Annotated in this window: 17 protein-coding genes; 6 read left to right on the top strand and 11 right to left on the bottom strand. The window is 73.2% G+C overall.

Annotation, left to right across the window (positions count from 1 at the left end; translation table 11 throughout):
• Positions 1–65 precede the first annotated feature (65 nt).
• On the top strand, positions 66–3,566 hold the full coding sequence (locus tag ACFOYX_RS23130; protein WP_322440762.1) for an ABC transporter ATP-binding protein/permease: 3,501 nt from the start codon (positions 66–68) through the stop codon (positions 3,564–3,566).
• Positions 3,567–3,658: 92 nt separating this feature from the next.
• Here the strand turns inward: ACFOYX_RS23130 and ACFOYX_RS23135 are convergent, their stop codons facing one another.
• The 9 genes from ACFOYX_RS23135 to ACFOYX_RS23175 form a co-directional block, all read right to left on the bottom strand.
• Positions 3,659–4,726 (bottom strand): NADH:flavin oxidoreductase/NADH oxidase, encoded by a 1,068-nt coding sequence (locus ACFOYX_RS23135; protein ID WP_322440761.1) that lies wholly within the window; start codon positions 4,724–4,726, stop codon positions 3,659–3,661.
• Between the two features lie 61 nt (positions 4,727–4,787).
• Entirely contained in the window at positions 4,788–6,077 is a 1,290-nt protein-coding gene (locus ACFOYX_RS23140) for a dicarboxylate/amino acid:cation symporter (protein WP_322440819.1), read from the bottom strand.
• 207 nt (positions 6,078–6,284) lie between these two features.
• Positions 6,285–7,694, bottom strand: coding sequence for an FAD-binding oxidoreductase (locus ACFOYX_RS23145; RefSeq protein ID WP_322440760.1), 1,410 nt, complete (start codon positions 7,692–7,694; stop codon positions 6,285–6,287).
• A 312-nt stretch (positions 7,695–8,006) separates the two neighbouring features.
• Positions 8,007–8,933 carry an AEC family transporter gene (locus ACFOYX_RS23150; RefSeq protein ID WP_322440759.1) on the bottom strand — a complete coding sequence of 309 codons (927 nt, stop codon included), beginning with the start codon at positions 8,931–8,933 and terminating at the stop codon, positions 8,007–8,009.
• A gap of 111 nt (positions 8,934–9,044) precedes the next feature.
• Positions 9,045–10,559, bottom strand: a complete 1,515-nt coding sequence (locus tag ACFOYX_RS23155) for an aldehyde dehydrogenase (NADP(+)) (RefSeq protein ID WP_322440758.1) — start codon at positions 10,557–10,559, stop codon at positions 9,045–9,047.
• 32 nt (positions 10,560–10,591) lie between these two features.
• Complete coding sequence (locus ACFOYX_RS23160; protein WP_322440757.1) at positions 10,592–11,737, bottom strand: mandelate racemase/muconate lactonizing enzyme family protein; 1,146 nt, start codon at positions 11,735–11,737, stop codon at positions 10,592–10,594.
• Between the two features lie 30 nt (positions 11,738–11,767).
• A complete protein-coding gene (locus ACFOYX_RS23165) occupies positions 11,768–13,099 on the bottom strand; it encodes an enolase C-terminal domain-like protein (RefSeq protein ID WP_322440756.1) in 1,332 nt (443 codons plus the stop codon).
• A 29-nt stretch (positions 13,100–13,128) separates the two neighbouring features.
• Positions 13,129–14,043, bottom strand: a complete 915-nt coding sequence (gene kdgD / locus ACFOYX_RS23170) for a 5-dehydro-4-deoxyglucarate dehydratase (protein WP_322440755.1) — start codon at positions 14,041–14,043, stop codon at positions 13,129–13,131.
• A gap of 136 nt (positions 14,044–14,179) precedes the next feature.
• On the bottom strand, positions 14,180–15,073 hold the full coding sequence (locus ACFOYX_RS23175; RefSeq protein ID WP_322440754.1) for a LysR family transcriptional regulator: 894 nt from the start codon (positions 15,071–15,073) through the stop codon (positions 14,180–14,182).
• A 139-nt stretch (positions 15,074–15,212) separates the two neighbouring features.
• On the opposite strand from ACFOYX_RS23175, the gene ACFOYX_RS23180 reads away from it, so the two are divergent.
• The 4 genes from ACFOYX_RS23180 to ACFOYX_RS23195 are packed head-to-tail and all read left to right on the top strand — an operon-like array spanning position 15,213 to position 18,788.
• Positions 15,213–16,220: a tripartite tricarboxylate transporter substrate binding protein gene (locus ACFOYX_RS23180; protein ID WP_322440753.1), complete on the top strand. Its 1,008-nt coding sequence runs from the start codon at positions 15,213–15,215 to the stop codon at positions 16,218–16,220.
• Positions 16,217–16,864 (top strand): tripartite tricarboxylate transporter TctB family protein, encoded by a 648-nt coding sequence (locus ACFOYX_RS23185; RefSeq protein WP_322440752.1) that lies wholly within the window; start codon positions 16,217–16,219, stop codon positions 16,862–16,864. The genes ACFOYX_RS23180 and ACFOYX_RS23185 overlap by 4 nt, the downstream gene beginning before the upstream one ends.
• Before the next feature lie 8 nt (positions 16,865–16,872).
• A complete protein-coding gene (locus ACFOYX_RS23190; protein WP_322440751.1) occupies positions 16,873–18,402 on the top strand; it encodes a tripartite tricarboxylate transporter permease in 1,530 nt (509 codons plus the stop codon).
• Positions 18,399–18,788, top strand: coding sequence for a universal stress protein (locus tag ACFOYX_RS23195; RefSeq protein WP_322440750.1), 390 nt, complete (start codon positions 18,399–18,401; stop codon positions 18,786–18,788). Before ACFOYX_RS23190 ends, ACFOYX_RS23195 begins: the two co-directional genes overlap by 4 nt.
• Positions 18,789–18,883: 95 nt before the next feature.
• On the opposite strand, the gene ACFOYX_RS23200 is transcribed toward ACFOYX_RS23195, so the two are convergent.
• Both ACFOYX_RS23200 and ACFOYX_RS23205 read right to left on the bottom strand, forming a co-directional pair.
• The gene (locus tag ACFOYX_RS23200; RefSeq protein WP_322440749.1) at positions 18,884–19,507 is read right to left on the bottom strand and encodes a DUF998 domain-containing protein; all 624 of its coding nucleotides are present in this window, start codon (positions 19,505–19,507) and stop codon (positions 18,884–18,886) included.
• Positions 19,500–20,465, bottom strand: coding sequence for a glutathione S-transferase C-terminal domain-containing protein (locus ACFOYX_RS23205; protein ID WP_322440748.1), 966 nt, complete (start codon positions 20,463–20,465; stop codon positions 19,500–19,502). Before ACFOYX_RS23205 ends, ACFOYX_RS23200 begins: the two co-directional genes overlap by 8 nt.
• Before the next feature lie 109 nt (positions 20,466–20,574).
• On the opposite strand from ACFOYX_RS23205, the gene pcaF reads away from it, so the two are divergent.
• Positions 20,575–21,780 (top strand): 3-oxoadipyl-CoA thiolase, encoded by a 1,206-nt coding sequence (gene pcaF / locus ACFOYX_RS23210; RefSeq protein ID WP_322440747.1) that lies wholly within the window; start codon positions 20,575–20,577, stop codon positions 21,778–21,780.
• Positions 21,781–21,874: the final 94 nt, after the last annotated feature.

Genomic DNA, 21,874 nt, shown 5'->3' on the forward strand with positions numbered 1-21,874 from the left:
CGGTCGCGGCCGGACGACGAGGCTGGGGTCACCGCCCCGCCCACCCGAGTCCGGAGGACCGTCCCATGCGCCTGCTCCGTGATCTCTGGGCCACCGCACCGCGCCGGATGGCGGTCGTCGTCCTGCTGATCCTGCTCGGCGCCGGCGGCCAGGCCGCCGCCTCGGCGCTGGCCGGGCCGGTGCTGGTGCACCGCTCGGCCGGCTGGTTCGCGGCCCTGGCCGTGGCGCTGGTCGCCGCCGTGCTCACCGACCTCGCCATCGGACTGCTGATGGCCGGGCTGACCGCCGACTGGTCCGCCGACGTCCGCCGCCGGCTCTGCCGGGTGGCGCTCGGGCAGGACCTGCCGACCCTGGAGACCACCCCCGTCGGCGAGCTGCTCGACCGGATCGACAACGACGTCTACCAGGTCGCCGCCGAGATGCGGAACACCGGCGTCCGGCTCGTCCAGGGCCTCGCCGTGTGCCTGCTCGCCACCGCGAGCGCGCTGATCGTCTGGTGGCCGGCGGGCGTCGGGATGGTCGTGCTGACCGCCCTGCTCGGCGTGCTGCTGCGCCGCCCCACCGGGCGGATCGCCCCGGCCCGGATGGCCGAGGAGGAGGCCTGGTCGGACCTCGCCGCGGTGATGGAGGAGGCGGTGCACGGCCAGGACGACGTCCGGACCAGCCTGGCCCGCCCGTACGTGCTGCGCCTCTACGCCCGGCGGGCCGCCGAGGTGATCGCCCGGGGCGGCCGGGTGTTCCGGCTGTCCGCCCGGGTCACCGCCCTCGCCGCCGGCGCCGTCCGGATCGGCATCGCCGCGGTGGTCCTCTCCGGCGCCTGGGCGCTGGCCACCGAGCGGATCGACGGTGCCCGGCTCACCGCGATCTGGCTGCTCGCCCTCGCGTTCGGCGCCACCGTCGAGCACATCGCCCGCTGGGTGCCGCACCTCCAGCAGGCGCTCGGCGCCTGGGCCCGGGTGCAACTGCTCGCCGGCGCACGGCAGGAACCCGTCGGCGGGACCACCCCGGCCGACGGTGACCTGACCGTGCGCGGGCTCACCTTCCGCTACCCGTCCGGCGGGGACGAGCGGGGGCCGGCGCTGCGCGACATCCGGCTCACCTTCGCCCGCGGCCGGTCGTACGCCCTGGTCGGGCGGACCGGATCGGGCAAGTCCACGCTGGCCAAGGTGCTCACCCGGGCGGTGGACGTGCCGCGCGGCACGGTCTTCCTCGGCGACACCGACCTGGTGGACCTGGACGTCGAGGCGCTGCGCCGGTGGATCGCGGTGGTGCCCCAGCGCACCGAGATCCTGGCCGGCACCCTCGCCGAGAACGTCGCCCTCTTCGACCCCGACCTGCTCGACGACGCCGCCCGGGCGCTGGCGGAGCTGGGGCTGGCCGGCTGGATCGCCGAACTCCCCGACGGCGTGGACACGAAGCTCGGCGAGGGCGGGCACGTGCTCTCCGCCGGGCAGGAGCAGCTCGTGGCGTTCGCCCGGATCCTGGTCCGCGACCCGCACGTGGTGATCCTCGACGAGGCCACCGCCCGGCTCGACCCGGTCACCGAGACCCGGGTCCGGCAGGCCACCGAACGGCTGCTCGCCGACCGGATCGGCATCCTCATCGCGCATCGGCTCTCCTCGGTGCGCCGCTGCGACGAGGTGGTGGTGATGGCCGACGGCGCGGTGCTGGAGGCGGGCCCGCTGCGCGAGTCGGAACGCTTTGCCGAGCTGCTGGCGACCAGCCACGCCAGCGCGTACGCCGCGACCGGGGTCGGGCGCGGCGGGGTGGACCTGCTGCCCGGGCCCGACGAGCCGTGGGACGACGGCGAGCCGGCGGCCGCGCCGGTCGAGGCCGTCCGGCCGGCCCAGGTGGTCGTACCGAGGAGGGACCCGCCGCCGCTGCCCCCGGCGCCGCCCGCGCGGACCATGCGGGAGATCCTGCGGCTGGGCACCAACGACCCGCGGTACGGCCTGGTCTCCGTCAGCCTGTTCGTGGTGATGACCCTGCTCGGCCTGGACGGCTCGGTGCTGCCGTGGCTCTGGGCGGACGTGGTCGGCGGCGGCGACCCCTGGCTGCCGGCGCTGGGCATCGTGGCCGCGCTGCTGGTCGTCCTGCCGCTGCCGTACCTGACCAACCTGTGGTTCCCGCAGTGGTGGATCCGGCAGTTGCTGCGGATCAGCCTGCGGCTGGTGCACGGGCAGACGGGGGCGCGCCGGGTCAGCGGGCACACCCCGGCCGAGGTGGTCGCCCAGGGCGGCGACACCGACCGGGTGGTGCAGCTCGCCGACAACCTGATGGACCAGTTCATCTCGGTGGCGATCGTGGTGACCATGACCGTGGTGACCGGCAGCCTCGTGCCGGCGCTCTTCTTCGTCGGGACGATGGTGGTCTCCGGGCTGGCGGCGACGCTGTTCGGGCCGCGGCTGGAACGCACCGCCGGGGGCACCGTGAAGGCCCGGGCTGCGTTCGCGACCGCCCTGGTCTCGTCGCTGTCCGCGGCCCGTACGGTGAAGCTCGCCGGCGCCACCCGCCCGGTGCTGGACCACCTCGCGACGCTGGACACGGTCCGCAGCGACCGGCAGCGCCGGGAGATCTCCATGCAGGTGTGGGCGCGGTCCACCCCGTCGGTGGTCAGCGGCCTGCTGCCGATCGGCGCCTGGGCGCTCTACCTGGCCGGCGGGCTCTCCGCCGGCGCGACCCTGGTGGCGGTCTCCACTCTCGGGGCGGCCCGCTGGTTCGCCTGGACCACCGCGTCGCTGGTCTCGCACTACCCGTCGGCGCGGGTGTGGACCCGCCGGACCGTGGCGATGGCCGGAATCGGGGAGTATTCCGCGGCGGTGCCGGGGGTCGACCTCGCCGCGGGCACCGCGCCCGCGCCCGAGCCGCCGCCGCGGCACCCGCTGCGCCGGCTCGACCTCACCGGCTTCGGGGCGCTGCACTCCGACGGCACCCTCGCCGTCCGGGACGTCGACCTGACCGTCGAACGGGGGCAGCTGGTGCTGGTGGTGGGCCCGGTCGGCTCCGGCAAGTCCTCGCTGCTGCGGGCCCTCGCCGGCATCGTGCACCACACCGGCACGCTGCGCTGGAACGGCGATCCGGTCACCGAGCCGGAGCTGTTCCTCCGCCCGGGCCAGGTCGGGTACGTCAGTCAGCTGCCCCGGGTGCTCTCCGGCACGGTGGCCGACAACATCGCCCTGGGCCACGACGTGGACGCCGCCGACGCGGTGTCGACGGCGCAGCTGGAGCACGACCTGGCCGCGGCCGGTGGCGGGCTCGGGCTGCTGATCGGGCACAAGGGCACCCGGCTGTCCGGCGGGCAGCTCCAGCGGCTGGCGCTGGCCCGGGCGCTCGCGCCGCGTACCGAGCTGCTGATCGCCGACGACGTGTCGTCCGCGCTGGACGTCACCACCGAGCTGGCGCTCTGGGCGGCGCTGCGCGACCGCGGGGTGACCGTGGTCGGCTCGACGTCCAAGCGGGCCGCCCTGGTCCGCGCCGACCACGTCGTGGTCCTGATCGACGGCGGGGTCGCCGCCCAGGGCCCCTGGCGGAACCTGGAACCCCACTGGTCCCACCTGGCCGGCTGACCGGCTGACCGGCATCGTCGATCATGAGTTTAGCGGGGACGCCTGCCCGCTTTATCCCCGCCAACCTCATGATCAACAGCGATCGGGGGGGGTCAGAAGGCGCGGGTGTACTGGTTCGGCCAGTGGGGTTCGGCGGTGAGCTTGGCGGCGGCGCGGCGGGGCCAGTAGGGGTCGCGGAGGAGTTCGCGGCCCAGGAGGACCAGGTCGGCCTCGCCGGCGGCGACGATCTGCTCGGCCTGCTCCGGCTCGGCGATCAGGCCGACCGCGCCGGTGAGCACGCCCGCGTCGCGGCGGATCCGGGCGGCGAGCGGCACCTGGTAGCCGGGGCCGACCGGGATGCTCGCGCTGGCCGAGGCGCCGCCGGAGGAGGCGTCCACCAGGTCCACCCCGGCGGCGGCCAGCTCGCCGGCGAGCACGACGCTGTCCTCGACGGTCCAGCCGCCGGAGACCCAGTCGGTGGCCGAAATCCGGGTCAGCACCGGCACCGACTCGCCGACCGCGGCGCGTACCGCCCGGGCCACCTCCAGGGTGAGCCGCATCCGAGCGGTGCGGTCCCCGCCGTAGCCGTCCGTACGGTGGTTGGTCAGCGGGGAGAGGAACTCGTGCAGCAGGTAGCCGTGCGCGGCGTGGATCTCCACCGCGGCAAAGCCGGCGTCCAGCGCCCTACCGGCGGCGGTGGCGAACGCGGCCACCACGCCGGCGATCCCGGCCTCGTCCAGGGCGGTCGGCCGCCGGTAGTCGGGCAGGAACGGCTCGGTGCCCGGGCCGACCGGGGTCCAGCCGCCCTCGGCGTCCGGCACGCCGCCGCGCCGCTCGGCCCACGGCCGGTGCGTGGCGGCCTTGAACCCGGCATGCGCCAGCTGCACGGCCGGCACCGCGCCCTGCGCGGCGACGAACGCGGTGATCGGGCGCCAGGCGTCGACGTGCGCGTCGGACCAGAGGCCGACGTCCTGCGGGCTGATCCGGCCCTCGGGGACGACCGCGGTGGCCTCGGTGACGATCAGGCCGGCGCCGCCGACGGCCCGGGAGCCGAGGTGGACCCGGTGCCAGTCGGTCGGCAGTCCGTCCGGGCCGGCGCTGTACTGGCACATCGGGGCCATCGCGACCCGGTTGGGCAGGGTGACGCCGCGCAGGGCGAGCGGGGTGAACAGGGCAGTCATGCGGTGATCCTCTCGAAGCACGAAAAAGGGAGGGCCCGGGGGCCCTCCCTTTTCAGGTTGCTCAGGCCGGGACGGGAGCCAGCCGGTCGGCGGGCCGCGTCTCGTCGGCGTCGACCAGCTCGCGCTTGCCGGCGGACTCGTACGCGGCCCGGTCGAGGGTGCCCTCGCGGGCGGCCACGATGGTCGGTACGAGCGCCTGACCGGCCACGTTGGTGGCGGTGCGGATCATGTCCAGGATCGGGTCGATCGCCAGCAGCAGACCGGCGCCGGCCAGCGGCAGGCCCAGCGTGCTCAGGGTCAGGGTGAGCATCACGATCGCGCCGGTCAGGCCGGCGGTGGCGGCCGAGCCGACCACCGAGACGAAGGCGATCAGCAGGTAGTCGGTCACGCCCAGGTCCACCCCGAAGACCTGCGCCACGAAGATCGCGGCCAGGGCCGGGTAGATCGCCGCGCAGCCGTCCATCTTCGTGGTGGCGCCGAACGGCACCGCGAAGGAGGCGTACTCGCGGGGTACGCCGAGCCGCTCGACGGAGCGCTGGGTCACCGGCATGGTGCCCACCGAGGAGCGGGAGACGAAGGCCAGCTCGATGGCCGGCCAGGCGCCGGCGAAGAAGCGCAGCGGGTTGAGCCGGCCGGCGACGACCAGCAGCACCGGGTAGACCACGAAGAGCACGATCGCGCAGCCGACGTAGACGGCGGTGGTGAACTTCGCGAGCGGGGCGACCAGATCCCAGCCGTACGCGGCGACGGCGTGGCCGATCAGGCCGAGGGTGCCGATCGGGGCGAGCCGGATCACCCACCAGAGCGCCTTCTGCACGATGCTCAGCACGGCGCGGTTGAACTCGACGAACGGCTCGGCGGCCTGGCCGACCAGCAGCGCGGCGGCGCCGACCACCAGGGCGAGGAAGACGATCTGGAGCACGTTGCCCTCGACGAACGCGCCGACCGGGTTGGTGGGCACGATGCCGGTGAGGAAGTCGGTCCAGGAGCCGGTCTTCTTCGGTGCGGCGGCGCCGGCGACGTCCAGGGTGACCCCCTTGCCGGGGTCGGTGAGCAGGCCGAGGCCGATGCCGATGCTCACCGCGATCAGCGCGGTGATGCCGAACCAGAGCAGGGTCTTCAGCGCCAGCCGGGCGGCGTTGGCCACGCCGCGCAGGCTGACCACGCTGACCACGATGGCGGTGAAGACCAGCGGCGGGACGGCCAGCTTGAGCAGCTGGACGAAGAGGCCGCCGACGGTGTCGAGGGTGCCGGCCAGCCAGGTCAGGTCGTTGGCGCGGGCGAGGAAGCCCAGCGCCACGCCGAGCACGAGGCCGAGCAGGATCTGCACGGAAAAGGGGATCTTGCGCAAGGCGGAAGCCATGAGGATGCGTCCAAGGTCTGTCGGAGGGTCGGTCGGGGGCAGCGTCAGGAACGAGGCTGCGCCGGACAGACGCCGCTGGCCTGCAGTCGGAGGTCGACATACAGGCGCACGGTGAGGTGCCAGACGTTGGTCATCGCCTGCTGAAGCTACTCCCAGCCAACGCACAGGTGGAAGGACCGATTGGGGTGATGCTCCTTACAGCAGCTTTCCGGGGTTCATCAGTCCCCGCGGATCGAACAGCTGCTTGAGCCCTCGCATCAGGTCCAGCTCGAGGCTGTCCTTGTAGTCGGCGATGATCCCCCGCTTCGACTGCCCGAGCCCGTGCTCGGCGCTGATGCTGCCGTCGAACGCGCGGGTGGAGTCGTAGATGACGCGGGCGAGGGCGCCGGCTCGCGCCCGAAACTCCTCGTCGCCGCTGCCCACCGGTTTGCTGAGGTTGTAGTGCAGGTTGCCGTCGCCGATGTGGCCGTACGTCACGATCCGGATGCCCGGGACGGCCCCCTCGAGCGCCCGGTCGGTGCCTTCCACGAACGCCGGGATGCGACTCACCGGCACGGTGACGTCGTGCTTGAGGCTGGGGCCCTCGTGGTTCTGCGCCTCCGAGATGCCCTCGCGCAGCGCCCACAGCGCGGCGGCCTGCGCCGGGTTGGCGGCGACGACCGCGTCCACCACCAGGCCATGCTCGAACGCCTCCCCGAGCGCAGACTCGATCACCCCGTCAAGGCCGGCGACCGGCAGCGAATCGCTCAGCTCCACGAGTGCGTACCAGGGATGGCGGTCGCCGAACGGGTCCCGCGCGCCCGACGAGTGGCGCAGCACCAACTCGACGCTCTGCCGGGACATGATCTCGAAGCCGGTCAGCCGGTCGCCGGCCAGGCCCCGGAGGACACCGATCAGGTCGACCGCGGCCTGCGGGCCCGGCAGGGCCACCCACGCCGTGGCGCGGCTGCGAACGGCGGGGAAGAGCTTCAGCACGGCGGCGGTGATCACCCCCAGCGTGCCCTCCGCGCCGATGAACAGTTGCTTGAGGTCGTAGCCGGTGTTGTCCTTCCGCAGCCCGCGGAGCCCGTTCCAGACTCGCCCGTCCGGGAGCACCACCTCCAACCCGAGGGTCAGGTCACGCGTCGTTCCGTAGCGGAGTACGCCGGTCCCGCCGGCGTTGGTCGCGAGGTTGCCGCCGATCGTGCAGCTTCCCTGCGCGCCCAGGGACAGCGGGAAGAGCCGGCCGGCGGCCGCCGCGGCCTCCTGCACCGACTGCAGGACCGCGCCGGCCTCCACGGTGATGGTCTGGTTGGCGGCATCGAGGTCGCGGATGCGTCGCATGCGCGTCAGGGAGAGCACCACCTGACGGCCGGATGAGTCCGGGATGGCGCCTCCGCACAGCCCCGTGTTGCCGCCCTGGGGGACCACCGCGACGCCGGCCTCGCGGCACAGCGCGACGACCCCGGCCACCTCCTCGGTGCTGCCCGGCCGCACGACGGCCGCGGCGGTTCCCGTGTACGCGTTGCGCCAGTCGGTGAGGTAGCCGGCCATCTCGCCCGGGTCGCTGATCAGGCCGGAGGGCCCGACCACCTCCCGGAGCCGGCCGATGAGGTCTGCGGTCATGAGGCCGCCGCTCCCTTCCCGTGGTCCGTCGTGCAGGGCGGCCAGCGACCCACCCGCGGAGGTGACGAGCTCGGTGCCGAAGCCGACCATCGTGCCGCGGCCCCCGGTCTTCTTGAGGCCGGCGCTGCCCCGTCCCGCCGTCGTCGCGGACCTCCACCTGCCAGACCTCACCCCGCCGGCGCAGGGAGGTGACCTCCTGGCGGTCCTCGCTCGGGCCGCTCCTCGACACGATGACCCTCCCACGCTAGAAACCCACGACGATGCCTGTCCAAGTCCAGCCCGGCATGGGTCGATACCCATACGACATTGCGATCAGGCGAGCAGCACGGCGATCCCGACCAGCACGGGAACGGAGAGGACGGTGGTGAGCAGCACGACGTCCCGCGCCAGCTCGGTGGCCCGGTCGTAGGACGAGGCGTAGACGAAGACGTTCTGCGCCGTCGGCAGGGCCGAGGTGACGGTGACCGCCAGCAACGCCACCCCGGAGAGGCCGGCGGCCCACCGGCCGAGTGTGTAGGCCAGCGCCGGCTGGGCGAGGGTCTTGAGCGCCACGGCCAGCCACACCCGGGGGGCCGCATCGGCGGACGCGGGGCGCGGCGCGCCGTGCAGGCTCATGCCGTACGCCAGCAACGCCGCGGGAACCGCGAGCGCGGCGACGAGCTCGACCGGCTCCAGCACCAGCGACGGCAGGTCCACGCCGGTGGCCGCGACGAGCACGCCCAGGCCGCAGCCCACCACGACCGGCGTGCGGAGCGGCTGGGTGAGCAGTCGCCAGCGGGGCAGGGCGTCGGCCGCCGTCTGCGAGCCGGCCAGCACGGCCAGCCCCACCGGCGCCATGACTAGTACCTGGAACAGCAGCACCGGGGCCACGAACGACGCGTCACCGAGGACGTACACCGAGATGGGGACGCCCAGGTTGCCCGCGTTGACGTAGGAGGAGGCGAGGCCACCGACGGCCAGCTGGGCCGGCGACAGCCGCCAGCGCCACCGGGCCAGCGCCGCGTACAGCAGCGCGCTGAGCACCGCGCTGCCCGCGGTCGCCACGAGGGCGGCCGACAGGAGCACCGCCGGTTCGGCCTTCGCGAGCGTGAGCAGCAGCAGGGCGGGCGTCGCCACGAAGTAGGACAACCGCGACAGCACGCGCGCGGCGCCGGCACCCAGCGTGCCGGCCCGGCCGACGACCCAGCCGACCGCGATCACCGCCACCAGGGCGGCGAAGCCGCCGACCACCCCGTTCACCCGGCCGCGCCCGCGGCTGCGCAGCTCACCCGACCGCGGCGGGCGATGCGTCCGCCGGCAGCGCGAGGACGGCCGGCGGCCCCTGCGGAGGGAACCGGGCGGCTCGCGTGGTCATCGGGGCAGCTCCAGGATGCCGTCGATGCGTCGCGGGATGGCGCGGTAGTCGTCGGTGAGCTCGGGCGGGAGCAGGTCGGCGGGCGCCCCCTGCCAGGTGACCGGGCGCAGGAACCGTCGGATCGCGGTGGTGCCGACGGACGTGTGCTGCGAGTTGGTCGACGGCCACGGCCCACCGTGGTGCTGGGCCCAGGAGACGGCCACGCCGGTGGGATAGGCGTCGTAGATCAGCCGGCCGGCCCGGGGGCGCAGCTGCTCGGACACCGCCAGCGGCAGGTCGGTCTCGCCCCCGCCGCGCAGCACGGTCGCGGTCAGCGACGAGGGCATCGTGTCCAGGGCCGTGAACAGCTCGTCCTCACCGGCGTAGCGGGCCACGACCGACACCGGCCCGAAGCATTCCTCGGTGACCTGCTGCGGTAGCTCGCGCGCCGACGTCGCGAGCAGGAGCGGAGCGGCCAGGAAGCCGGCTCCCTCCGGCTCGGCGCCGCGGGCCAGCACCTCGACGCCCGGAGCGTCGGCGAGGCCACCGGCAGTGCGGCCGTACGCGGCGGCGATGCCCTCGTTGAGCAGTACCGGAGCGGCGCTCCCCTGAACCGCCTCGGCCATGGCCCCGACCACCGCGTCGCCGTCGGCGCCGGCAGGCACGAAGACCAGGCCGGGCTTGGTGCAGAACTGGCCGCCCCCGAGGGTGAAGGAGCCGACGAGCTCGGTGCCGATCGTCGGCCCGCGCTCTGCGGCGGCCCGCGGCGTCACAACGACCGGGTTTAGGCTGCTGAGCTCTCCGAAGAACGGCACCGGGTCGGGGCGCTGCTCGATGATCTGCAGCAGCGCGCGCCCGCCGGTGACCGAGCCGGTGAAGCCCACGGCCCGGACCGCAGGGTGAGCGACGAGGTCCGCGCCGGCCTGGACGCCGTGGACGAGGCCCAGCGTGCCTGCCGGAGCGCCGGCCTTGTCGCCCGCCGCCGCCAGGATGTCGAACACCAGCTGCGACGTCGCAGGGTGGGACCCGTGCGCCTTGACGATGACCGGGCAGCCGGCCGCGAGCGCCGAGGCGGTGTCGCCGCCGGGCACGGAGAAGGCCAGCGGGAAGTTGCTGGCGCCGAACACCGCCACCGGGCCGATCGGCACGAGCATCCGGCGCAGGTCGGGGCGGGGACCCATCGGGGTGTCACCGGCGTGGTCGATCACCGCCTCGACGTAGCTGCCCTCGTCGAGGACCTCGGCGAACAGGCGCAGCTGGTAGCAGGTGCGGGTGAGCTCTCCGTTCAGCCGCACCGGCCCGAGCGCCGTCTCGCGGTCGGCGACGGCGACAACGTCCGCCCGCCGGTCCTCCAGCGCGTCCGCGAGGGTGCGCAGCAGTCGCGCCCGCCCGGCGCGGCCGAGCGCCTCCAGACCGGGGGCCGCGGCGAGGGCGGCCGCGCAGAGGCGGTCCACCTCCGCGGTGGTCGTCTCCTGCGCGACCTCCTCGACCACCTGGCCGGTGCGGGGATCGATGCTGACGACTGCGGCCATGAGGTGTTCCTCCAGTGCTGGGGTGGGGTGGTTCAGCGGGACGCGCCGACGTGGAAGCGGTCCACGGTCCAGGCGCGGGCCTGCTCGCTCAGGGTGATGCCCAGCCCGGGGCGGTCCGAGATGTACATGCGGCCGCCGCGGGTCTCCAGGCGCTCGTTGAACAACGGGTACAGCCAGTCGAAGTGCTCGACCCACGGCTCGTGCGGGTAGGCGGCCGCCAGGTGCACATGGATCTCCATCGCGAAGTGCGGCGCCAGTTGCAGGTTGCTGTGGTCGGCCAGAGTGGCGAGCTTGAGGAACTGGGTGATGCCGCCGATGCGGGGGGCGTCGGGCTGAAGGATGTCGACCGCGCCGGCCCGGATCAGCTCGTAGTGCTCGGCGACGCTGGTCAGCATCTCCCCGGTCGCGATCGCGGTGTCCAGCGACCGGGCGAGCTGGGCGTGGCCCTCCGCGTCGTAGGCGTCCAGCGGCTCCTCGATCCACGCCAGGCCGAACTCCTCCAGCGCCCGGCCGACCCGCATGGCCGTCGGCCGGTCCCACTGCTGGTTGGCGTCCACCATGAACGGAACCGCGTCACCGAGGTGCTCCCGCACCTTGCGGACCCGGCGAAGGTCCTCCGCCGAGTCCGGCTGACCGACCTTGATCTTGATTCCGCCGACGCCCGACTCGAGGGTGCGGCTGGCGTTCTCCAGCACCTGCTCGATCGACTCGTGCAGGAAGCCGCCGGAGGTGTTGTAGCAGCGGACCGAGTCCTGGTACGCGCCCAGCAGCTTGGCCAGCGGCAGCCCGGCCCGCTTCGCCTTGAGGTCCCACAGCGCCACGTCGATCGCGGCGAGCGCCTGGGTCGCGGCGCCGCTGCGCCCGACCGAGGCGCCGGACCAGACGAGCTTGGTCCACAGCCGGCCGATGTCGCTCGGGTCCTCGCCGATCAGGTCGGTGGCGACCTCCCGGGCGTGCGCGAACTGCGCCGGCCCGCCGGCCCGCTTGGAGTAGCTGAAGCCGACGCCCTCGAACCCGGCCTCGGTACGGATCTCCGCGAAGAGGAACGTGACCTCCGTCATCGGCCGCTGGCGGCCGGTGAGGACCTTCGCGTCACTGATCCCGGTGGGCAGCGGCAGCGTCACCGAAGAGAGGGTCACCGACTCGATCCGGTCGAGGACTGCAGGGGCGGTGGTCATGTCTCTCCTTTGTCGGACCTGGGGCGGCGGTCAGCGGACCAGGCAGGGGCGCTTGGGGTCGAAGACCCAGCCGGGGACGAGGTACCGCATCGCCACGGCGTCGTCGCGGGCGCCGAGGCCGTGCTCCAGGTAGAGCTCGTGCGCCGCGTTCAGGGCGTCGCGGTCCAGCTCGACGCCGAGGCCGGGCGCGGTGGGGACGGCGATGCGCCCGTCCCGGATCTGCAGGGGCGCACGGGTGAGCGCCTGCCCGTCCTGCCAGATCCAGTGCGTGTCGAGGGCGGTGATCTCGCCCGGGGCGGCCGCGCCCACGTGGGTGAACATCGCCAGCGAGATGTCGAAGTGGTTGTTCGAGTGCGAGCCCCAGGTGAGGCCGAAGTCGGCACACAGCTGGGCGACCCGGACCGAGCCCCGCATCGTCCAGAAGTGCGGGTCGGCGAGCGGGATGTCGACCGCGTTCGACCGGACCGCGTGGGCCAGCTGGCGCCAGTCGGTGGCGATCATGTTGGTGGCCGTCGGCAGCCCCGTGGCCCGGCGGAACTCCGCCATGACCTCGCGCCCGGAGAACCCGCCCTCGGCTCCGACCGGGTCCTCGGCGTAGGCGAGCACCCCGTGCAGGTCGCGGCAGAGCTCGACGGCCTCGGCCAGCAGCCAGCCGCCGTTCGGGTCGAGCGTGATCCGGGCGTCCGGGAACCGCTCGGCGAGGGCGCGGACCGCGGCGACCTCCTGCTCGCCGGCCAGCACGCCGCCCTTGAGCTTGAAGTCGGTGAACCCGTACCGGGCCTGCGCCGCCTCGGCCAGCGCCACGATGGCGTCTGGGGTCAGCGCCGGTTCCCGGCGCAGCCGCTCCCAGTCGTCGGCCGGTTCGGCCTCGGCGAGGTAGGGCAGGTCGGTCGAGCGGCGGTCACCGATGTAGAAGAGGTAGCCGAGCATCGGGACGGCGTCGCGCTGCTGTCCGTCGCCGAGGAGCTCCGCCACCGGCACGCCGAGGTGCTGACCCAGCAGGTCCAGCAGGGCCGACTCCAGCGCGGTCACCGCGTGGATCGTCGTCCGCAGGTCGAAGGTCTGCCGGCCCCGCCCGCCGGCGTCCCGGTCGGCGAAGGTGTGGGCCACCGTACGCAGCAGCCGACCGAACTGCGCGACGGGCTGCCCGATGAGCAGCTCACCGGCGTCGGAGATGGTGCGGCGGATCGCCTCACCGCCAGGCACCTCGCCGACGCCGACCCTGCCCTCGCTGTCGGTGACGATGGCGATGTTGCGGGTGAAGAAGGGGCCGTGCGCGCCGCTGAGGTTGAGCAGCATGCTGTCGTGCCCCGCGACGGGCACCGCCTCGACACGGGCAACGGTCGGGGAGCGGCCAGTCATCGCCGTCCTCTCGGTGTCGGTGAGCAGGGTCAGGAGATCTTCTCGACCAGGGTGGTCAGCTCGGCGAGCTCGGTCTCGGTCAGGTCCGTCAGCGGGGGCCGGACTCGGCCGCCGTCGCGCCCGACCGTGGTCAGGCCGGCCTTGACGATGGAGACCGCATACCCCCTCGCCCGGTCCCGGATGTCCAGGTACGGGATCACGAAGTCGGTGAGCATCTGGTAGACCGCCGGCCGGTCCTGGGCGCGGACGGCCGCGTAGAACCGGAGCGCGAACTCGGGCAGGAAGTTGTACAGCGCCGAGGAGTAGGTGCTCACCCCGAGCTGGAGCAGCGGCAGCGCGAACGTCTCGGCGGTCGGCAGTCCGCCGACGTAGATCAGCCGGTCGCCGACCCGGGCGTAGGTACGGGTCATCTGCTCGATGTCGCCCACGCCGTCCTTGAGCCCGATCAGGTTGGGGTTACGGTCGGCGAGCTCGGCGACGGTGGCGTCTGCGAGCACCGCGTTCGCCCGGCTATAGACGATGACGCCCAGGTCGGTCGCCCGGCACACGGCACTGATGTGCTCGACCAGGCCCTTCTGGCTGGCCTCGGTCAGGTACGGCGGGAACAGCAGCAGCCCGGAGGCGCCGGCGGCCTGGGCGGCCTGCGCCTGGGCGATGGAGACGGCGGTGCCGCCGGTGGCCGGCGCGATGACGGGGACCTTGCCGGCCACCTCGTCGACGGCGACCCGGACGACCCGGTCCATCTCGGCCGAGCTGAGCGAGAATCCCTCACCCGTGCCGCCGGCGGCGAACAGGCCGGCGACGTCGAAGCTCGCCTGCCAGGCCAGGTGCTCGCGGTACCGGGCCTCGTCGAACTGCAGGTCGGCGTCGAAGTGGGTGACCGGGAAGGAGAGCAGGCCGGACTTCAGCCGGTCAGCGAGAACGTCCGGGGGCAGCAGCGTCACGGTGATCGTGTCCTTGGGGTCCGGCGGGTCCGCGCCGCAGACGGTCGGTGGCGCGGACGGTGGTCGGGCTCACGGTAAGAACTGTTGACGATGCATGTCCAAGAGCACTTCCGCATGGAGCGATACCTGACAGGTATCAGTTGGGGGCGACCCGCTGCTCCAGCGCGGCGAGCGCCCGCCACAGCGCCGGGTTCTTCGAGTTCCGGGCCCACAACAGGTGGAGCTCGACCGGCTCGGGCGTGGGTGTCTCCAGCCGGACGAACCCCACCCCCTCGATCGGCAGGCGCGCGGCGGACGCGGGAACGAACGCGACGCCGCGACCGGCCGCCACGAGCCAGAGCATGGTGAGCACCTGGCTCACGGTGTGCACGGTGTTCTCGGCGGCGATCGGCACGACGCCGGCGACCAGGTCGTAGAAGTACTTCGCCTTGGTCGGCGAGTGCATGACCACCGGCTCGCCCGCCAGGTCCGGAGCCGTCGCCGGCCGGCCCAGCTCCAGCAGCCGGTGACCGACCGGCGCGGCGACGAGCAGCGCCTCGCGGTGCAGCGGCCGCGAGCCGAAGGCCTCTTCGTCGAAGGGTGGGCGGGCCAGCCCGAGATCGACCTCCTCCTTGAGCAGGCCGGCGACCTGCTCGCGGGTCACCATCTCGGCCAGCTCGACGTCGACGTCGGGCAGCTCGCGGGTCAGGTCGTTCAGCAGCTCGCCGAGGACCCCGTACGCGGAGGCGGCCGTGAACCCGATCCGGACCACGCCGCTGGCCCCGGAGGACACCCGCCGGGCCAGCTCAGGGGCGGAGTCGGCGAGAATCAGCAGGCGGCGGGCCTCGACCAGGAACGCCGTGCCCGCCGCCGTGAGGGTGACCCGCCGGTTGTCCCGCTCCAGCAGCTGGGCCCCGACCACCCGTTCCAGCTTCTGGATCTGCCGACTCAAGGGGGGCTGCGTCATCTGCAGCCGGGCGGCCGCGCGACCGAAGTGCAGCTCGTCGGCCACTGTGACGAAACCGCGAAGTTGCTCAAGCGTGAACGCCATGTCAAGAAGGTATCAATTGATGCTGCATTGGATTTGGACAGGCATGAGCCGAGGTCCCTAGGCTCCCGTCATCCAGGCGTCCGTGACCCCACTCACAGCGCCACCGGCTGAAACATGGCTCTGCTAAGAGGAGAACGACATGACGATCAACCGCGTGCGCCGGTGGGCGACGGCGGGTGCCGGGTTGGCCTTGGCCCTCTCGCTCGCCGCCTGCGGCGGCAACGTCGGCGGCGGATCCAGCGACGACGCAAAGTTCCCGGGTGACTCCCCGATCACCGTTCTCGTCGGCCAGGACCCGGGCGGCAGCACCGACCTCATCGCCCGCGCTTTGGCCGAGCAGGTCTCCGACGACCTCGGCGTGCCCGTCACCGTGGAGAACAAGCCCGGGGCGAACGGCGCCCTGGCCGCCAAGGAGCTGGCCGGCAAGAAGGCCGACGGGCACACCCTGATGGTCTACAACGGCAGCCTGGCCTACATCACGCCGCTGGCCGTCGCCCAGGGACAGGCGCCCGACATCGCGGACTACGAGATCGTCACCGGCATCAGCCAGGACGACTACGTGCTCGTCACGGCGCCCAAGTCCGGTTTCAAGACCGTCGACGACCTGGCCAAGGCCGGGCGGCAGATCACCTTCGGCACCACCGGTGTCGGCACGGGCAGCCAGCTGTCGCAGGAGCTGCTGTTCGCGCAGGCCGACATCGACGCCAAGGCCGTTCCGTTCGACGGCGGTTCGCCCACGCTCACCGCGGTCCTCGGCGGCCAGGTGGACGTCGGCTCGATCCAGCTGGGCGAGGCCATCGAGCAGATCAAGGCCGGCAAGCTGAGCCCGATCGTGACCTTCGCCGAGAAGCGGCCGACGTACCTGCCCGACACCCCCACCGCAGTGGAGGCGGGCCACGACGTGCCGGTGCAGCAGTCGCGGGCGATCTTCGCCCCGAAGGGCACGCCGAAGGAGGTCATCGACAGCCTCCGGGCGGCGCTCCAGAAGGCGTTCCAGGCCGACGCGTACAAGAAGTTCAACGAGGAGAACCAGCTCACCCCGAACGAGGTCGACGGCGAGGAGCTGCGCAAGCAGTGGACCGGCAACCTGGACAAGTACCGCAGCGTGGTCGAGAAGCACGGCATCAACCTCGGCGGAGCGAAGTGACCTCTGCACCCGACGGGGCGCGTACCCCGGGGAGCCCCGGCGGCCGGTCGGCCGCCGGGGACACCCCCCCGGGGGCTCGGGTGGCCGGCCCGGCGGGCAGCACCGCCGCCGAGGAACCCCGGGTCGGGGAAGCCGGCCTCGACGGGCTCAGCCTCGAGGAGGCGCTCCACCGGGTCGAGGAGGCCGAACACGAGGGCCGTCCACCCGCCGCCGGACCGCTGAGCAACGTGCTCGCCGCCGCCGCCGTCGTCGCGTTCGGTGTCGCCGCGCTCGTCGGCTCCGCCCGCCTCGGACTCGGCACCGCCCGCAGCCCCGAGTCCGGCACCTGGCCGCTGCTGGTCAGCGGCGCGCTCGCCGTGCTGGGCCTCGGTCTCCTCGCCACGGCCAGGCGGACGTCGGACGCGGAACGATTCTCCAGGGCAAGCTGGCTGGTCCTCGCCGGCCTGGCCACCATGGTGGTGTTCGTCGCGGTCATCGAGATCATCGGATTCGAGATCCCCGCCGCTCTGCTCGCCTTCGTCTGGCTGCGGTTCCTCGGCCGGGAAGGCTGGCGCACGTCGATCGTCACGAGCCTCGCCATGGTGGTCGCGTTCTACCTCGTCTTCGTGGCGGCCCTCTCGGTCCCCATCCCGCACCTCTTCTAGGAGGGTCCGTGGACTTCGCCCCAGTACTCGACGGCTTCGGCGTCGTACTCGAACCGACGAACCTGCTGTACTGCCTGATCGGTGTCGTCATCGGCATGCTGATCGGCGTCCTGCCCGGCCTCGGTCCCGCGGCGACCATCGCGATCCTGCTTCCGGTCACCTTCGGCATCGAGCCGGTGACCGCGATCATCATGCTCGCCGGTATCTTCTACGGAGCCCAGTACGGCGGCACCATCACCTCGGTGCTCCTCCGGCTCCCCGGCGAGGCGTCCTCGGTGGTGACCGTCTTCGACGGCCACGCGCTGGCCCGCCAGGGCCGGGCCGGCACCGCCCTCGGCATCGCCGCCGTCGGGTCGTTCATCGGCGGCACGGTCTCGATCATCGCCCTGACGCTGGTCGCGCCGGTGGTGGCGAGCTTCGCGCTGGACTTCGGCCCACCCGAGTACACGGCCCTGGCCCTGCTCGGCATCCTGCTGGTGGCCACGGTGAGCAGCGGCGGACGGTTGAAGGCCGTGGTCGCCGCCTGCATCGGCCTGCTGCTGGCCACGGTCGGCCGGGACAGCTTCACCGGTGCCGAGCGGTTCACCTTCGACAACCTGTCGCTCGCCGACGGCCTGGACTTCGTCCCGATCGCCATGGGGCTCTTCGGCCTCGGCGAGATCCTCTACAACCTCGAGGAGCGCCACCGGGCGGTGCAGGCTCCCACCATGGTGGCCAACGTGTGGCCGTCGCGCGCGGACCTGCGGGAGGCGTCGGGGGCCATCGGGCGAGGATCCGTTCTGGGCTTCGTCCTGGGCATTCTGCCTGGCGGCGGTGCGACGTTGTCCTCCCTGGCCGCCTACGCGCTGGAGAAGCGTCGGTCGAAGAACCCCGAACGGTTCGGCAAGGGTGCCATCGAGGGGGTCGCCGCCCCGGAGACGGCGAACAACGCGGCCGCGACGTCGTCGTTCATCCCGCTGCTGACCCTCGGCATCCCCGCCAACGCGACGATGGCGGTCATCTTCGGTGCGCTGCTGATCCAGGGCGTGAGCCCCGGCCCTCAGCTGGTCAGCCAGGAGCCCGAGCTCTTCTGGGGCGTGGTCAACTCGATGTACATCGGCAACATCCTGTTGCTGATCATGAGCATCCCGCTGGTCGGCCTCTTCGTGAAGATCCTGCGGGTGCGGGCCACCATCCTCGCGCCCGTCACTGTGCTGATCACGCTGGTCGGCGTCTACACCGTGAACAACGACGTCTTCGACATCGTGCTGGTGATCGTCTTCGGTGCCCTCGGCTACCTGATGAAGAAGTTCGGCTTCGACCCGGGCCCGCTGGTGCTGGCCTTCGTGCTGGGCTCGCTGCTGGAGGACTCGCTGCGCCGCTCACTGCTGATCTTCGACGGCGACGCGACCGGCTTCTTCACCAGGCCGATCGCCGGGACCCTGCTCGTCGTGTTCCTGCTCGTGGCCCTGCTGCCGCCGATCCGGGCCGCCCTCACCAGCCGGCGGGCGACGTCCCACCCCGACACCGCACCCCACGACAACAAGGAGTTGGTGTGACCGTTCTCGTCGCCTACGTCCCCACGCCCGAAGGAGACGCGGCCTTCACGGCGGCCGTCGAGGAGGCCGGACGCCGCCAGGAACCGCTGCTGGTCCTCAACACCCCGCGCGAGGGTGCGCCGGTCAGCGTGGACGTCGCGAGCGAAGTCACGGTCGCGGCTCTGGTCGAGCGTGCGACCGCGGCCGGTGTCGACGTCGAGATCCGCCAGAACGCACACGCCGGGGACCTCGCCGACGAGGTCGTGCGCGTCGCCGACGCGATCGACGCCTCGGTGATCGTGATCGGTCTGCGCCGCCGCTCACCGGTCGGCAAGCTGATCATGGGCAGCGCGGCGCAGCGCATCCTGCTCGACGCCGACCGGCCCGTCCTTGCCGTCAAGCCCTGACCTCGGTGGTGCCGGGCCGGCGGAGGACTGGCCCCACCGCAGCGCTGTCGGCCGCTCCCGGCGCCCCGGGCTGAGCGTCGGGCAGCGGCCTTCCGCTACCCCCGGGTGAGACCGAGCGCGGTGGCGGTGGCCAGGCCCCAGCCGGCGGCCACGGCGAGCAGCAGCCGTTCCAGGCCGCCCACCAGGCCACCCCGCCCCACGGTCAGGATCGCCAGTGCGATCGCCGCGGCCAACGGCATCGCCAGCACGGCGCCGAGGCCAGCGATCCAGCGCAGCGGCCGGTCCGTCGCGGGGGAGAGCAGCAGCGCCAGCATCGCGAAGACCACCGCCGCGGTCGCCGCGATGCTTGCGCCGCCATGCACCAGGTCCGCCACGGTGGCCCGCTCGAACGGCGGCAGCGGGCAGCCGGCGCTGCACGTCACCGCGCCGGAGAGGCCGGCGCAGACGCCGCCGGCGGCGAGCAGCGCCGCGGCCACCCGGAGCGCCGCCGGCAGCGCCACGGCGAGCAGCAGCAGCGCCGTGGCCAGCGCGAAGACCCCGATCCGGTACGTTGCGGCGTACCCGCTGCCGGCGATGCCGGCCTCGCTGACGTACCCGGTCAGGCCCGGACCGGGACCGGCGACCACGGCGACCGTCACCGCGATCACGCCCGCCAGGACGCAGCCGGCGGCGGCCGATGCTGCGGCGGCCCGGGCGACCCTGCGCCCCGGGTCAGCCACGCCCGTGCGGCGTGGTCCAGCCGGACAGGTCCGGGCCGAGTGGCACGATCCCGGTCGGATTGATCTCCCGGTGCGTACCGTAGTAGTGCCGCTTGATGTGGTCGAAGTCGACCGTGTCCCCGAAGCCCGGGGTCTGGAACAGGTCCCGGGCGTACGCCCAGAGCACCGGCATCTCGGCCAGCTTCTGCCGGTTGCACTTGAAGTGCCCGTGGTACGCCACGTCGAAGCGGACCAGCGTGGTGAACAGCCGCACGTCCGCCTCGGTGATCGTGTCGCCCATCAGGTAGCGGCGGCCGGCCAGCCGCTCCGACAGCGCGTCCAGCCGGGCGAACAGCGCGAGGTACGCCTCGTCGTACGCCTCCTGGGAGGTGGCGAAGCCGCACCGGTAGACGCCGTTGTTGACGTCCCGGTGGATCTCCGCCATCAGCGCGTCCATCTCCGGGCGCAGCTCGACCGGGTACAGGTCCGGCGCGTCCGGCTTGTGGAACCGCCGCCATTCGGTCGAGAAGTCCAGGGTGAGCTGCGGGTAGTCGTTGGTGACCACCCGCCCGGTCAGCGTGTCCACCAGCGCCGGTACGGTCACCCGCCCCAGGTAGTCCGGGTCGGTGGCCAGGTACGCCTCGGAGAGGAAGCTGATGTTGAGCATCGGGTCGAAGCCGTCCGGGTCGAGGGCGAAGGCCCAGCCCCGCTCGTCCCGGATCGGGTCGACCGTGCCGAGCGAGATCACGTCCGCCAGCCCGAGCAGGCCGCGCACGATCCTGGCCCGGTGCGCCCACGGGCAGGCCCGGCACCAGATCAGCCGGTACCGGCCGGCCTCCAGCGGCCACCGGTCCTGGTCGTCCGGGCCGCCGCCGGGCGGGGACGTCGAGTGCGGGGTGACCCGACCGGTGAACCGGTTGGGCTGGCGGACGAACTCGCCGGTGCCGGTGGTCTCTGCGCTGAACTGGGCCCGGGTCATGCCGCCAACCTATCCGTTTCCGGCCTGGATATTCTGGCGGCCGGGCGTCCCCGTGACCCGGCGGACGCCGCCGCCTCCAGCCCCTTCCCACCCCCGAAGGACAGCGCCGATGACCATGGCATACCTCGTGGCCGGAGTCCGCACCCCGATCGGCCGGTACGCCGGCGCCCTCGCCGGGGTACGCCCCGACGACCTCGCCGCGCACGTGATCCGCGAGCTGGTCGCCCGGCACCCGTCGGTGGACTGGGCCCGCACCGACGATGTGCTCCTCGGCTGCGCCAACCAGGCCGGCGAGGACAACCGCAACGTGGCCCGGATGGCGGCGCTGCTCGGCGGGCTGCCCGAGGAGGTTCCCGGCAGCACGGTCAACCGGCTCTGCGGCTCCGGCCTGGACGCCCTGGCCACCGCCGCCCGCTCCATCGTTGCGGGCGAGGCCGACCTGGTGGTCGCCGGCGGGGTGGAGAGCATGAGCCGGGCCCCCTTCGTCATGCCGAAGGCGACCACGCCGTTCTCCCGCGCCGCCGAGGTGTACGACACCACCATCGGCTGGCGGCTGGTCAACCCGCTGATGAAGCAGCGGTGGGGGATCGACTCGATGCCGGAGACCGCGGAGAACGTCGCCGCCGAGCACGGCGTCGACCGGACCGTCCAGGACGAGTTCGCGTACCGCTCCCAGCAGCGGGCCGCCAAGGCGCAGGCCGACGGCCGGTTCGCCGAGGAGATCGTGCCGGTGACCGTGCCGGCCGGCCGCCGCGAGACCAAGCTGGTCGAGGTCGACGAGCACCCGCGGGAGACCTCGCTGGAGAAGCTCGCGGCGCTGCCCACCCCGTTCCGCGAGGGCGGCACGGTCACCGCCGGCAACTCCTCCGGGGTCAACGACGGCGCGGTCGCCCTGCTGGTCGCCTCCGAGGCCGCCATCACCCGGTACGGCCTCACCCCGCTCGCCCGGATCAGCGGCGCGGCGGCGGCCGGCGTACCGCCGCGGATCATGGGGATGGGTCCGGTGCCGGCCACCCGCAAGCTGCTCGACCGCCTCGGTCTGGGGCTCGACGCCGTGGACGTGATCGAGCTGAACGAGGCGTTCGCCGCCCAGTCCGTCGCGGTGCTGCGGGAGCTGGGCCTGCCCGAGGACGCCGAGCACGTCAACCCGAACGGCGGCGCCATCGCCCTCGGTCACCCGCTCGGGGCCAGCGGCGCCCGGCTGGCGCTCACCGCCGCGCTGGAGCTGCGCCGCCGGGGCGCCCGGCGGGCCCTGGCGACCATGTGCGTCGGCGTGGGACAGGGCATCTCCCTGTTGCTGGAGTCCGCCGCCTGACGACAGGCCGGTCCGCCGCCGCCGGTGGCGGACCGGACTGTCCGTGCCGAAAAGCCGGTCCCCCGCGCCTGGACATCCGCGCATAGAGTGGTCA

The organism is Micromonospora sp. GCM10011541, assembly GCF_042650725.1.
GTDB lineage: Bacteria > Actinomycetota > Actinomycetes > Mycobacteriales > Micromonosporaceae > Micromonospora > Micromonospora sicca.

Excerpts from the sequence above, each read along its gene's own strand:
- ACFOYX_RS23130 (WP_322440762.1), top strand. The coding sequence starts at position 66 with ATGCGCCTGCTCCGTGATCTCTGGGCCACCGCACCGCGCCGGATGGCG.
- ACFOYX_RS23135 (WP_322440761.1), bottom strand. The coding sequence starts at position 4,726 with ATGACTGCCCTGTTCACCCCGCTCGCCCTGCGCGGCGTCACCCTGCCC.
- ACFOYX_RS23145 (WP_322440760.1), bottom strand. The coding sequence starts at position 7,694 with ATGACCGCAGACCTCATCGGCCGGCTCCGGGAGGTGGTCGGGCCCTCC.
- ACFOYX_RS23155 (WP_322440758.1), bottom strand. The coding sequence starts at position 10,559 with ATGGCCGCAGTCGTCAGCATCGATCCCCGCACCGGCCAGGTGGTCGAG.
- ACFOYX_RS23160 (WP_322440757.1), bottom strand. The coding sequence starts at position 11,737 with ATGACCACCGCCCCTGCAGTCCTCGACCGGATCGAGTCGGTGACCCTC.
- ACFOYX_RS23165 (WP_322440756.1), bottom strand. The coding sequence starts at position 13,099 with ATGACTGGCCGCTCCCCGACCGTTGCCCGTGTCGAGGCGGTGCCCGTC.
- ACFOYX_RS23175 (WP_322440754.1), bottom strand. The coding sequence starts at position 15,073 with ATGGCGTTCACGCTTGAGCAACTTCGCGGTTTCGTCACAGTGGCCGAC.
- ACFOYX_RS23180 (WP_322440753.1), top strand. The coding sequence starts at position 15,213 with ATGACGATCAACCGCGTGCGCCGGTGGGCGACGGCGGGTGCCGGGTTG.
- ACFOYX_RS23205 (WP_322440748.1), bottom strand. The coding sequence starts at position 20,465 with ATGACCCGGGCCCAGTTCAGCGCAGAGACCACCGGCACCGGCGAGTTC.
- pcaF (WP_322440747.1), top strand. The coding sequence starts at position 20,575 with ATGACCATGGCATACCTCGTGGCCGGAGTCCGCACCCCGATCGGCCGG.